This window comes from Terrimonas rubra, from assembly GCF_042686025.1.
GTDB lineage: Bacteria > Bacteroidota > Bacteroidia > Chitinophagales > Chitinophagaceae > Terrimonas > Terrimonas rubra.
Genome location: NZ_JBHUOZ010000001.1, coordinates 1,098,356 through 1,111,781 on the forward strand (window position 1 = coordinate 1,098,356; position 13,426 = coordinate 1,111,781).

Annotated in this window: 9 protein-coding genes; 5 read left to right on the forward strand and 4 right to left on the reverse strand. The window is 42.9% G+C overall.

Annotated features, from left to right (window positions below; all coding sequences use genetic code 11):
- Positions 1–2 precede the first annotated feature (2 nt).
- The gene (locus ACFS6H_RS04765) at positions 3–779 is read right to left on the reverse strand and encodes an SDR family oxidoreductase (protein ID WP_386095772.1); all 777 of its coding nucleotides are present in this window, start codon (positions 777–779) and stop codon (positions 3–5) included.
- Positions 780–1,064: 285 nt separating this feature from the next.
- Between ACFS6H_RS04765 and ACFS6H_RS04770 the strand changes: the two genes are divergently transcribed.
- Positions 1,065–2,252 (forward strand): DUF2062 domain-containing protein, encoded by a 1,188-nt coding sequence (locus ACFS6H_RS04770; RefSeq protein WP_386095775.1) that lies wholly within the window; start codon positions 1,065–1,067, stop codon positions 2,250–2,252.
- A gap of 39 nt (positions 2,253–2,291) precedes the next feature.
- Here ACFS6H_RS04770 and ACFS6H_RS04775 read toward each other — a convergent pair whose 3' ends face one another.
- Positions 2,292–2,900: a transposase gene (locus ACFS6H_RS04775; RefSeq protein ID WP_386095778.1), complete on the reverse strand. Its 609-nt coding sequence runs from the start codon at positions 2,898–2,900 to the stop codon at positions 2,292–2,294.
- A gap of 221 nt (positions 2,901–3,121) precedes the next feature.
- On the opposite strand from ACFS6H_RS04775, the gene ACFS6H_RS04780 reads away from it, so the two are divergent.
- From ACFS6H_RS04780 to ACFS6H_RS04790, 3 genes are all read left to right on the forward strand, one after another.
- On the forward strand, positions 3,122–6,988 hold the full coding sequence (locus tag ACFS6H_RS04780; protein ID WP_386095781.1) for a 1-acyl-sn-glycerol-3-phosphate acyltransferase: 3,867 nt from the start codon (positions 3,122–3,124) through the stop codon (positions 6,986–6,988).
- Complete coding sequence (locus ACFS6H_RS04785; RefSeq protein ID WP_386095784.1) at positions 6,978–8,489, forward strand: phytoene desaturase family protein; 1,512 nt, start codon at positions 6,978–6,980, stop codon at positions 8,487–8,489. Before ACFS6H_RS04780 ends, ACFS6H_RS04785 begins: the two co-directional genes overlap by 11 nt.
- A gap of 119 nt (positions 8,490–8,608) precedes the next feature.
- Positions 8,609–9,463 carry a hypothetical protein gene (locus ACFS6H_RS04790; RefSeq protein ID WP_386095787.1) on the forward strand — a complete coding sequence of 285 codons (855 nt, stop codon included), beginning with the start codon at positions 8,609–8,611 and terminating at the stop codon, positions 9,461–9,463.
- Positions 9,464–9,610: 147 nt separating this feature from the next.
- Here ACFS6H_RS04790 and ACFS6H_RS04795 read toward each other — a convergent pair whose 3' ends face one another.
- Both ACFS6H_RS04795 and ACFS6H_RS04800 read right to left on the reverse strand, forming a co-directional pair.
- A complete protein-coding gene (locus ACFS6H_RS04795; protein ID WP_386095790.1) occupies positions 9,611–10,759 on the reverse strand; it encodes a hypothetical protein in 1,149 nt (382 codons plus the stop codon).
- Between the two features lie 106 nt (positions 10,760–10,865).
- Positions 10,866–11,723: a phosphoribosylglycinamide formyltransferase gene (locus tag ACFS6H_RS04800; RefSeq protein ID WP_386095793.1), complete on the reverse strand. Its 858-nt coding sequence runs from the start codon at positions 11,721–11,723 to the stop codon at positions 10,866–10,868.
- 562 nt (positions 11,724–12,285) lie between these two features.
- Here ACFS6H_RS04800 and ACFS6H_RS04805 point away from each other — a divergent pair.
- Entirely contained in the window at positions 12,286–13,419 is a 1,134-nt protein-coding gene (locus ACFS6H_RS04805) for a cytochrome C (protein WP_386095796.1), read from the forward strand.
- Positions 13,420–13,426 lie beyond the last annotated feature (7 nt).

Sequence of the window (13,426 nt, forward strand, 5' to 3'; positions counted from 1 at the left end):
AATTAGTTACCATACATATAGGAGGCGCCCATTTTCCCGGCCTGTGCCAGTGCCAGTTTGGGTGCCACCCGGCTTATAATGCGCATAATTTTGGCCAGGCCGGGATAAACCTCTTCTTTATCCTGCTGCATACCTTTTATAGCGGCCGCCACAATTTTATCAGGCGCCATCAGGGCTTTGGGGTTAAAGCCATCCTCGTTTATAAATTTATCGTTCAGCGCCGTGGTGCTGCCGGGCGCTACCAATTCCATTACGCTGATATTGGTTTTTTTCAACTGCACTCTTAAAGCCTGTGTATAGGAACGCAGTCCCGCTTTACTGGCACTGTAAATAGGGGAAATGGGAAAGGGCATCAGTGCAATACCCGAACTTACATTTACAATAACAGCCTGCGCCTGCTTTTTAAGGTGGGGTAAAAACTGTTGTACCATGCGGATGGGTCCCATGAGGTTGATCTCAATTTCACGGGTAATATCGGTTAACTCATGCTGGTGATGCAGACTGATCTTGCGCATTTCACCGGCATTGTTAATGAGTATGTTTAGTGCCGGAAACTCACGGGTAACGGTTTCATATAAGTGGCTGATGTCTTCGGCCCGGCTTACATCGCTTTGTATAATATGCACCGCGGGCAATTGTTTTTTCACTTCCTGCAGTTTTTCCCAATTTCTGCCGGTAATAATAACGGTATTACCCAGGGCTAAAAGCCTGGAGGCAAACTCGAAGCCAAAGCCGCCGGTGCCGCCGGTAATAAGGATGGTGTTATTTTGTAGTTTCATTTTACTGTTGTTTTGTTAACACAAAGTTCAGCAGCGGTTGGCAAGACGGTGTAGCCAAAAGACGCAATATTGTAGCCGGAATGCCGGTTGAGGTAATAAAACCTGCGTTTGTTTTATTGTTCCCCTGCCCAACAACGAACGGAACGGTGCAGTGAGTGACACAACAGGTGATGAGCCGGGTTACTGCAGCCGGTTACCAAAGAAATCATAATAAAATAAAGCTTTATATGTTGGGCGGCTTAGTATAAGCGGCAAAGCTTACTTTTGCGAGGTTTTGGCAAAATAATGAGTATACCTGTAGCGGCTACATATCAAGCAAAGTTTGACCACCATAAAATATGCGTGGTAATACCTACCTATAATAACGAGGCGACGGTGGCCGGTGTTATTGCCGATGTGCAGCAGTACACCCGCAATATAGTGGTGGTAAATGACGGCTCTACCGATAGCACCCCGCAATTGTTACAAGGGCTGTCAGATATACATTTGGTAAGCTACACCAAAAATGCGGGCAAAGGCTGGGCCCTGCGCCAGGCATTTAAAGCGGCCCGTAAACTGGGTTATGATTATGCCATTACCATTGATTCGGACGGGCAGCATTTTGCCAGCGACCTGCCCCTGTTTATTGAAAAACTGGAAGCCGAAGGCCCCGCCATTATCATGGGCGCCAGAAATATGCAGCAGGAGTCGGTACCGGGTAAAAGCAGTTTTGGCAATAAATTTTCCAACTTTTGGTTCAGGGTGGAAACGGGCATTAACTGTCCCGATACACAAACGGGCTACCGCCTGTACCCTATTGCGCTGCTGGAAAAAATGCGTTTTTTTACCCGCAAGTACGAGTTTGAAATTGAAGTACTGGTACGTAGCGCCTGGAAGGGCATAAAAATAAACTGGATACCCATTAAAGTGTATTATGCGCCTAAGGAAGAAAGGGTATCGCATTTCCGGCCTTTTAAGGATTTTTCCCGCATCAGTGTATTGAATACCGTGCTGGTGCTGATCACTTTTTTATGGATAAAACCCCGGAATTTTTTCCGCAGGATTTTCCGCAATGGTAACTGGTGGAAGAACCTGAACGACCAGTTATCGGAGCCCAACGAGACCAATGCCCGCAAAGCGGCATCGGTAGGCTTTGGCGTGTTTATGGGCATAGTGCCTATCTGGGGTTTCCAATTGCTGGTGGGTATAGCCCTGGCGGTGCTGATGCGGCTGAATAAAGTGTTGTTCGTGATAGCCGCCAATATCAGCATACCCCCCATGATCCCGCTGATCATATTTTTAAGTTATAAGGCCGGCGCCTACTGGATGGGTGATAAGGCCGTGAACCTGGGCTTTTCGGAAGGCATCAGTTTACAAACCATCCGGCTGAACCTGACCCAGTATATTTATGGCAGCATCACCCTGGCTGTTGTGGCCGGCTTGTTATTTGGTTTGCTTACCTGGGGGCTGCTGAGTTTAAAGCGAAAAAGGTAGATGTATAAGGTTTTAAAAACCTTATACGTCTGAGCGCGGCTATTTTTTTATTTGAACAGGTTGCTGATGAAACGAGATGAAAGCCTCAAGGCCGCCGAACCAGTTTATACAAAAACTGCGGTTGATACAGGTTGGTTTATCGCTGATAATAGCCTGGTAACTGTCAAACGACCACTGGCCAATATGTGAAGTGAGACCATGATGTACGGCATTTTTGTGGATATAAAAGATGAAGGCCGTTATATCGCTGTCCGTTTTTGCTTCACAACGTTTTAAATAGTCTATAAACAACGAACCTTTGCGATGATACATTTTGTTAAAGGCTTTTGCATAGGCGTTTAACCAGTTGCTGAACTGTTTCATGATAAATGCAAGAAGCACCTGGTTTGTAATGGGGGCGTCAGACATTTTTAATTTATGGTAGTGTGACAGGATTTGTTCGCGGCTGTTAAGCCTCACTAATAAATGAAAATGATTGGGCAGTAAAGCATAGGCCAAAAGATCTGCAACCGGAAGTATATACCGGTTCAAGAGTACCAAAAAATACCGGTAGTTTTCCTGGTTTAGGAATAACTTTTCGCTGCCAACAGCCCTGTTAAAAACATGATAAATGGTACCAGGCATTAAGGGAATATGGTATTTGCTCATAAGGAAGAGACTTTGGTTAGCAACTTAAATTTAAATAAAAAGGGGCTATACTTTTTTCAAAATCTTATAGGGCCGCAAGACCGTTAAATAAAAGACAGTTATAAATGCTGATTATGTTTGATATGCTATCTTGCATAACTAAAGTAGAGTTACAAGTAGCCAAAACAATTGATAAATAGTAATATTGTTGCCAACCACGTATAAAGTATAGTGCTATTCAGATGCGCAAATTATTTACAGGCATATTTGACTTTTTTACTACACGCAAGCCCTTGCTGTACCTGTTGTTTGCAGGCACCCTGGCTTTGTTTGTGGTATTGGCCCTGCAGGTAAAATTTGTGGAAGATATATCGGCGGTTATTCCCCAGGATAAAAAGACCGCCAAACTTACCTCGGTTTTCCAGAATTCCAAATTTGCTGATAAACTGGTGGTGATGGTGCGGCTGAAAGACAGTACCCAAACCGATCCCGATAAACTGGTGGCCTGTGCCGATGAACTGGCAGCAACCTTAGCAAAAGATACCGGCTATATAAAACAGGTAAATTATAAGGTTGAGGACGACCTGACCTTTGAACTCTTTGCCACTATACAAAACCACCTGCCGGTTTTTTTAGACGAAGCGGATTATAAAAAAATTGACAGCCTGGTACAGCCTGCTGCCTTACAGGCTACCCTGGAACAGGATATCCGCCTGCTGACCTCCCCCGCCGGTTATGCGCTGAAGGAGGTGATCAGTAAAGACCCTTCGGGTATTTCTTTCCTGGCTTTAAAAAAACTGCAGCAACTGCAGTACGATGACCAGTTTGAATTGTATGACAATCATTTTGTATCGAAGGACCAGCAAAACCTGCTTTTATTTATTACCCCCCGCTTCCCTGCTGCCAATACCGGTGCCAATCATGAATTTTTACAGCAACTGGATAACAGTATTGATAGCCTTGCCGGGCAGGAGCTGGCAAAAGATATAGAGGTTAGTTATTTTGGTGCGGCTGCGGTATCGGCCGGTAATGCCAAACAGCTGCGTACCGATAGCCTGCTGACACAGGGGATTACCGTATTGTTTTTAATATTATTTATCGGTCTTTATTTCCGTAAAAAAAGAGCGCCGTTTTTAGTGCTGGTGCCGGTGGTGTATGGGGCTGCTTTTTCACTGGCGGTTGTATGGCTGTTGAAAGGCTCCATATCGGTGATTGCGCTGGGAACCGGGTCGATTGTACTGGGCATTGCCATTAATTATTCGCTGCATGTTTTTAACCATTACCGGCATACCCGCGGTTTACGCAGCACCATTGAAGACCTGGCTTTTCCCCTGACCATTGGCAGTATTACCACCATCGGCGGCTTTTTATGTTTGTTGTTTGCCAAATCGGCCATGTTGCAGGACCTGGGCCTGTTTGCCGCCTGTAGCCTGGCAGGCGCAGCTGTATGTTCCCTGGTGTTTTTGCCACATTTTATTGGTAACAAAAAAGAAACTGCTGCTACTCTAGTAAAAGAAAAACATTCCTGGTTGGATAAACTGGCGGCTTTAAAACCCGAGCATAATAAATGGATGGTGCTGGCTATTGTGGGTTTGACTGTGTTGTTTTTGTTTTATTATAATAAGGTAAGGTTTGAGCCCGATATGACCAGCCTGAATTATATGACACCGGCGCTGGCAAAGGCTGAAGCGCAGTTGAACAGGATCAGCGGGCAATCGGTAAGATCATTATACCTGGTAAGCGAAGGGGCTGACAGGGAAAAGGGCTTGCAGCAGAATGAAAAAACGGTCCAACAAATTGAAAAATTAAAACAGGCAGGCTGGATTACCAGTTATGCCGGTGTATCCGGTTTGCTGATCAGTGATTCTTTACAACAACAACGCATACAACAATGGAATAAGTACTGGACGGCGGATAGAAAAGCCGGTGTTGTAAATAATATTAAACAACAAGGAGCCTCCTTAAAATTTTCGGCCACGGCATTTGATAATTTTGAAAGCCTGCTCAACAACGATTTTAAAACAGTTGATAAAACGGAGCTGGCAGCCTTTCAACAACGGTTTTTAGATGATTATATTACCGAAAAACCCGGCAATGTATCTGTTGTTACTTTATTAAAAGTGTCAAACGATAATAAGGCGGCGGTGGTAACGGAGCTGGATAAACTGCAACAGGTAACGGTATTGGACCGGCAATATTTAACCACCCGTTTAACGGAGCTGGTGAATAAGGATTTTAATAAAATTGCTTTATTCACTTCCTGCCTGGTGTTTTTTGTATTGCTGCTCACCTTTGGCCGTATTGAACTGGCGCTGGTTACTTTTATTCCCATGCTCATCAGCTGGATATGGATACTGGGTATTATGGGTATGTTTGGCATTACCTTTAATATTGTCAACATCATTGTATCGGCCCTGATATTCGGATTGGGCGATGATTACAGCCTCTTTGTGATGGATGGTCTCTTAAATGAATACAAGACCGGTAAGAAAAACCTGGCTTCCTATAAATCTTCCATCTTTTTATCGGCCATTACTACGGTAGCCGGCCTGGGTGTACTGGCTTTTGCGCAACACCCGGCATTGCGATCTATTGCTTTTATATCGGTTACGGGTATTGTGTGCGTGGTGATCATGTCGCAGGTGTTGATACCCTTTTTCTTTAACCTGATCATTAAGAACAGGATTGCTAAAAACTTTTTTCCCTGGACCTTATGGAGCTGGTCGCGTTCGGTTTTTTCTTTCACCTATTTTGCCCTGGGTGCCGTGGTATTAACTGTGCTGGGTGTGATACTGATCAAGCTAAACCCGTTTAACAAAGAAAAAGGTAAATATATATACCATGTTCTTTTATCCAAACTATGCGGCTCGGTATTGTACATCATGGGCAACTTTAAAAAAGTGGTGAACAACCCTTTGAAGGAGAACTTTAAAAAGCCCGCCGTAATCATTGCCAATCACCAGTCTTTTTTAGATATACTGGCCATGACCATGTTACACCCCAAAGCTGTATTGCTCACCAATAAATGGGTGTGGAACTCCCCGGTGTTTGGAGCCGTGGTGCGGATGGCTGATTTTTATCCCGTGATAGAAGGTGCGGAGAATAGTATTGAACTCATGCGCGATAGGGTAAAACATGGTTACTCCATTATTGTTTTCCCGGAAGGCACCCGTACTTCTTACCCGCCGATGAAGCGTTTTCACAAGGGAGCGTTTTACCTGGCACATGAACTGAACCTGGATGTAGTCCCGATTTTGTTACATGGTACGGGATATACCATGACCAAGGGTGATTATTTATTAAAGAACGGGACGCTTACAGTACAATACCTGCCACGTATCAGTGCAACTGATGAAAGCTGGGGAGTGGGTTACACAGAGCGAACAAAAAAAATATCCAGGTATTTTAAGGAGGAACACCGCAAGCTGTCACAGGAGCTGGAGACGGTGGATTATTACCACGAAAAGCTTTTTTACAACTATGTATACAAAGGCCCGGTGCTGGAATGGTACTTACGTATTAAAACCAGGCTGGAAGGTAACTACAAACAATTCCATGCCATTGTTCCCTTACAGGGTAAGATATTGGATATGGGCTGTGGTTATGGCTTTATGAGTTATATGTTACATTTTGCCGGGCCGGAAAGAGAGATACTGGGCATAGATTATGATGAAGAAAAGATTGCAGTAGCAGCCCATGGCTTTTGCAAGGGCGAAAACCTGCATTTTTTACAGGCCGATATTGTGACCTTTGATTTTACAACAAACTACGATGCCATCATCATCAGCGATGTGCTGCACTATACTACCCCGGAGCAGCAGGAGCAGGTAATTGATAACTGTATAGCTCATTTACAGCCCGGCGGCAAACTCATTATCCGTGATGGGGATGCGGATATTGCCCGCAGGCATCAAACCACCAAATTAACAGAATTGTTCTCCACCAGGCTATTTGGTTTTAATAAAACAAGTGGTCACGGGCTGCATTATTTATCGGGTCAGACCATTGAGGCTATTGCCGCTAAACACGGACTACAGGTAACAAAGATTGACAAGACGAAGCTTACCTCTAATATTATTTTTGTAATTAACAAACCGCATGAACTTTGATGTAGTGATTATAGGATCGGGCATCGGCGGGCTGGTATGTGCCAACATACTGGCCCGGCAGGGTATGCGGGTTTGTGTGCTGGAAAAAAACAAACAGTTTGGGGGAAACCTGCAAACCTTTGTAAGGGATAAAGTTATTTTCGATTCCGGGGTACATTATGTAGGCGGATTGGATAAGGACCAGAACCTGTACAAGGTATTCAGTTACCTGGGCATTATGGACCAGTTACACCTGGAACGTATGGACCTGAACTGTTTTGACGGTATAATAGCCGGCGAGGATAATACAATATATCCGCAGGCACAGGGACATGAAAACTTTATACAGCAACTGTTACCCTATTTTCCTGATGAAGAAAAAGCATTGCGTGAATACTGCGATAAAATAAAGGAGATATGCCGAGCTTTCCCTTTATATAATCTTCAGCTGGATGGCACCCTGGAACAAAAGACCATGGCCAGCTCCTTAAGTGCCAAACAAACGATAGAGTCGCTTACCGGCAACAAAAAACTACAGGCCGTACTGGCCGGTAATAATATATTATATGCCGGTGATGGTGAGGCCACACCTTTTCATGTACATGCGCTGATCATTAACAGTTATATAGAAAGCTCCTGGAAATTTATACACGGCGGCTCACAGATTGCCAAAGCCCTGGTAAAACAATTAAGGTTTTATGGCGGGGAAATATTAAGACACCAGGAGGTAAAGCAACTGGTGAGTGAAGGCGATACGATTGCCTGTGCGGTAGCCAATACCGGCGAAAAGTTTTACGCCGCACAATTTATTTCCAATATCAGCCCAGTACATACCCTGCAGATGACGGACAACCCCTTACTGAAAAAAATATACCGCAACCGCATCAACAGTTTGTCAAATACGGTGTCCTCTTTTTCAATCAACATCGTATTACAACCTCAAACACTGCCTTATCAAAGCAATAACCTCTACTACCATCACGAAGGACATTTGTGGACAGCCAATGCATACACACCCGAAAACTGGCCTTTGTTATATGGCATTTTTTTCACCGCCAGTAGCCAATATCCGGGTTATGCAGAATCGGTGACCATACTCACCAATATGCGTTATGAAGAAGTACAACCCTGGGCGGATACTTTTAATACCACCTTACACGAGGCGGAACGTGGAGCGGAATACCTGGCTTTTAAGGAACAGAAGGCACAACAGCTACTGCAACAGGTATATAAAAAGCTGCCACAATTACAATCGGCCATTAAACATTACTATACCATCACCCCGCTTACTTACCGCGACTATATCGGCAGCACCGATGGCAATATGTATGGCTTTGCCAAAGACTATGAAAATCCTTTAAAAACAACATTGAGCAGTAAAACAGGTGTTCCCAACTTATTCCTCACCGGTCAGTACCTGAATATGCATGGCATACTGGGCGCTACATTAAGTGGTGTGCTAACGGCTATCACGGTTTCGGGCAATGATGCAATTATCGGGGATATTCGTGAGGCGAAGTGAAGAGTAGTTAATTGTTATTGGTTAACAGGAGCCAACTAATATAATTTTTAAAAGATCTCATTACCGTATTAATTCCTAACCGGGATGTTAAGAAGCCGATAATTACTTAAACGTATTTTATGCAAAGAGTGAGTTTTTTTAATAGAAATGAATATAAAAAATACATAATTGGAGAGCTTCAGAAAGACCAGGAGACTACCACTGTGATTAACACGCTCTTGTTTGCCAACGGAAAAAGTATTCTTGATTTTTTAAATTGTACACATTTTGAACCAGATACAGGGGTTCGCTTAAGTGATTTTGAAAAATTACGTAGTTTTGGAAGACCATTTGGTAACAGGGAAGACTTGGATTCGTTGCCGTTATTACAAACGGGTCCTTTTCCCCGATATGAGTTTTTTAAACAGAAGGAGTTTAACACTTATCAACAAGCTGTAGAAGCTTTTCCCCCTACATACCATTGGACAAAAGTTGATTGCTGGGATGTTTTTGACTCCTTGATAATAGATAGACTGGGAGGGTATAAAAAGAATAAGAAAAAAGCATTTCTTTACGAAAAGACACTGGAAGGAGGTGTAATAATAAAACTGTCAACCTTTACAGAAATGCCTAAAGCACATCGCGAACTTTGTTTCTATAAGTTTCCACGTATTATATTAAACAACGGAATAAACGACTATGATACAAATATGCGTGTCGATATATTCAGGCTTATATTAACGGCTCAGGATAGCTTTCTTTTTTTTAATAAAGACCTTTCTGATTATTCAAAAGAAAAGTCAGAAAACTTGATTGCGCAAAAAACAGATGAGCCCGTAATATATGAAGACGAGAACGGAGGGTTTTTAATAACTAATAGTTGGGAGAACATTGAGCGTTATAATAAATATATTGCTATCATATTAGATCTAACAACGCATTTTTATAAGCTTTTTGAAAAATGGGTAATAGATAATATAAAAGTAGAGCGATAATTTTATAAGATGTTTTCAATGACAAGTTGTTTTGACGCAGGTGGGCATTCCTCTATTCGAAATTTGTAGTCTGGCTGGCACGCGTCTCCCGCAGGGAGACGCGTGCCAGCTTATACTTATCCCGAGTGCACAAAGAGGGTAATAAAATTACTCAAACCTCGACTTAAACATCTCCCTTGAAGGCAGCAATTCATTCAGCAATGTTATCATAAACGGATAGCTCTTTAACTCATACACCAGCGTTTTGCTGGTAATATCCGAAGAAACCACATTAAAAACACCTTCGGCTTCATACTCAAACTGTTTGGTTTTGGTAGTAATGGTAACAATATCTTCGTGTATAGTTAAACTATCAATTTCATAATACTTCCACTTAGGCACTGCATATACAAGCACAAACTTTTCGCTAACAATGGCAGGGTGTGGTGCAGCATTATTGCTGTTCTGGAAAGCGCCGGTAGCGTCCAGCTCTTTTACAAAAGCTTTGATGCCCGTGCCTTCAGTGAACATATTAATGATATGGTTATCGCTGTCGTAATGCAAGGTGCTCAGGTTGGTGAGAACACCTTTTTCTAACTCCAGCTCTATTTTGCAATAGTCGGGCCTGGGTTGTGGTTTAAGGACTTCACTTTGATGTAACTGCAGGATAGCTTTAAATAAAACCCGGTCCACCGGCCGCTGTGCTTTCAGTAAAAACGTTTTATAAGCCCCTGCTGTCAAAACCTCAAAAGAAAGCGCTTCACAATCATCATGACTTTTCAGGTTAAACACCGGCAGCCCGTAACTATCCCCATGGGGATTTTCATTGTACTCAAAACAACCGGTCCGGCGGTTAAGCTGCAATACAACACCGCTGTTGGGTGTAGAGCCGATATAGATGCTGAAAGTATCAAAAGAATGCGGGTGATGGGTGAGGTGAAAGATGTTGGATTTGATTGTCTTTAATTTTCCTTTTTCCAGACCAAAGGTGAAAGCTGCCTGCAGGATAAAATCGGTCAGTTCTTTTGTATAACCGTTATAAATAAAACCCCAGAGAAATTCAGGCGACTCATCCCCCGATTTAAAAGTAGCCAGGGATTGAAATATCCATTTTATATGTTTACTGATCTCCTTTTGTAAGTTTTTACTTTCATGTGCTTTTGAGAGCAGGTGGATATAATGGTCCAGGTCCTTTTCACAATCCCGGATATTACCGGCATTAAAAAAGCGTTCGGATTCAGGCGTTGCTTCCAGGTCGGCATAGAGTTGACGGATGATCTTTTCTTTGGCCGCCTGTATAGATTCAATAGGGGTCATGCTTCTGTATTTAATTAAACCGGCTATTCGAAACTTGTAGTTTCGAAATACTTATGCTATCGCCTTTGGCGATCCATAAACAGGGAGATATCAAAATCTGCAAAAACTACAACAGCTTTTTCACCTCCGCCTCAATCACTTTTGCAAAATGTTCATGTTCCAGCCTGTGAATACGTTTTGCCAGGCTTTCGGGGCTATCACCGGGTAACACCGGGCAGATGGCCTGGAAAATATGAGCGCCATGATCATACTGCTCATCCACATAATGAATGGTAATACCACTTTCGGCTTCGCCGGCCGCAATAACTGCGGTATGCACAAAATTTCCATACATACCCTTACCGCCGTATTTTGGTAGTAAAGCCGGGTGTATATTGATGATACGGTTGGGATAGGCTTTAATCAGGTTTTCGGGTATTTTCCATAAAAAACCGGCTAAAACCACGAATTCTACCCCTTTTTCGCGTAAAAAAGGTAAAAAACTGTCGCCGCGGAAGAATTGTTCCTTTTCAATAGTGAAACTTTCCACACCATGTTTCTCTGCTACAGCAAAAGCACCGGCTCCGGGTTTATTACAACCCAGCAAAACCACTTTTATTTGCGGATGGTGGGCAAAATGAGCCATAATTTTATCCGCATTGCTACCGGCCCCGCTGGCAAAAACTGCGATTTTTACCTGTTTTTTACCTTTTCCGGCCATTCTTTGCCCCATTTTCTTCAAATATTTAGTAAAAAAGCCAAATTGGCCAAAAAGAATACTTACGGCCAGTACGCAGAAAGGCCAGACCAGGGTTACCACCAAAACATAGACAATTACCCAGAAAAACCGATGTTCAATATTCATCCAGCCCATCACCGTTTTACCAATCAGGCCGCTCAGGCTGCCGCCAATGGCAAAAGTGCACAGAATGAGTAGTACTTGCCATCCGGTAACTTTCCATTTTTGCTGCAGGCGGTCCAACATGCTGAAGAATTTATATTAAGGGTCTTAAAAGAAGGTTGCGCAAAACTATCATATATATACTATACGAAGTGGTGCGGAGGCAAACCAAATTTCCTTGTTTACTTATTTAAATGACAAAACATTTGTCAGGCGGCAAAGGTTTCGGTCATTGGATCATCATTACAGAATATATATCGATTGCTTTTTGCGGACTGTAATTGTCACCGGATTGTCGGCTGTGCGGAGTTGTTCCCACTTGAAAAACGAGTGACTTTTTTATGACAAACTATTTTAGGGCATGGTATTTTTTACTGCTAAATACGCTGAAAAGCAATACAGTAGCGGGTTTAAAAAAATTTAAAAATGTTGTTCTTTTGTTAACTTCTAGGCTTATTTTTGCACCCAATTAGAGCTTTTTATCCACATTTTTTGATCAAATGCGAATATGACTCCGAGTAAGCCAATAATTCAACGAATAGCGCTGGTTTTTTTCACTTTTTTAGTGTTTTCCATAGCGAATGTTAATGCCCAGGATGGTAAGGCATTATTTATGTCCAAGTGTGCTACCTGTCACGCACCTGATATGAAAAGTAACAGCACCGGCCCTGCCCTGGGTGGTGTGCAGGATCGCTGGGAAGACCAGGGGAAACTACACGAGTGGATCAGGGACAATGCAGCTTTAATTAAATCCGGTTATCCTAAGGCCGTAGAGGTTTCAAAAATCTCTACTACAGCCATGGACCTGTTTCCTACTTTAACGGATGCGGATATTGATGCTATTCTGACCTATGTAGATGAAAAGTTTAAAGAAGTACCAAAAGTTGCTCAAAACGGTGAAACCGGCGGTGGATCTGGTAATGGTAACCAGAACGCTGTGATCTTTGGTGTCATCTCATTAATACTGGCTTTAATTGCCTTTATATTAATGTATGTTAACAGCAACCTGAAAAAATTATCTGACGATACCGAAGGCATTGAACGTCCTGAGCCTTCACCTTTCTATCGTAATAAAGTTTACATCGCCATTTTTGCGGTATTCATGTTTATTTTAGGCGGCTTCTTTGTAACCAAAGGAATGATTGGCCTGAACCGCCAGCACGGCTATGAACCCGAACAACCTATTTTCTACTCACATAAAGTACACGCCGGTATCAACCAGATCAGCTGTCTGTATTGCCATGGCAATGCCTGGGAAAGTAAAACAGCCGCTATTCCTTCGGTTAACGTGTGTATGAACTGTCATAAAACAATCCAGTCTTACGAAAAAGGACCTGAGCTGTTTGACAAAAACGGCAATAAAGTAAACGGTACGGCCGAGATCGCCAAACTGTACGAGTATGCCGGCTTTGATCCTAAAAATCCTGATGCATGGGATCCTTCCAAAGCAAAACCGATTGAATGGGTGAAGATCCACAATATGCCTGACCACGTTTACTTTAACCATAGCCAGCACGTACGTGTAGGTAATGTACAGTGCCAGACCTGTCATGGTGAGATAAACGAGATGGATGTGGTAAAACAGGTATCAGAGTTAAGCATGGGCTGGTGTGTGAACTGTCACCGTCAAACCAAGGTTAACTTTAACTACTCTGACAGTACCGGTAACCAGTTCTATAGCATTTACGAGAAATTCCACAACGATATTAAATCCGGTAAAATGGATAGCGTAACTGTAAAAGATATCGGTGGCCTGGAATGTCAGAAATGTCACTATTAATAGAGTG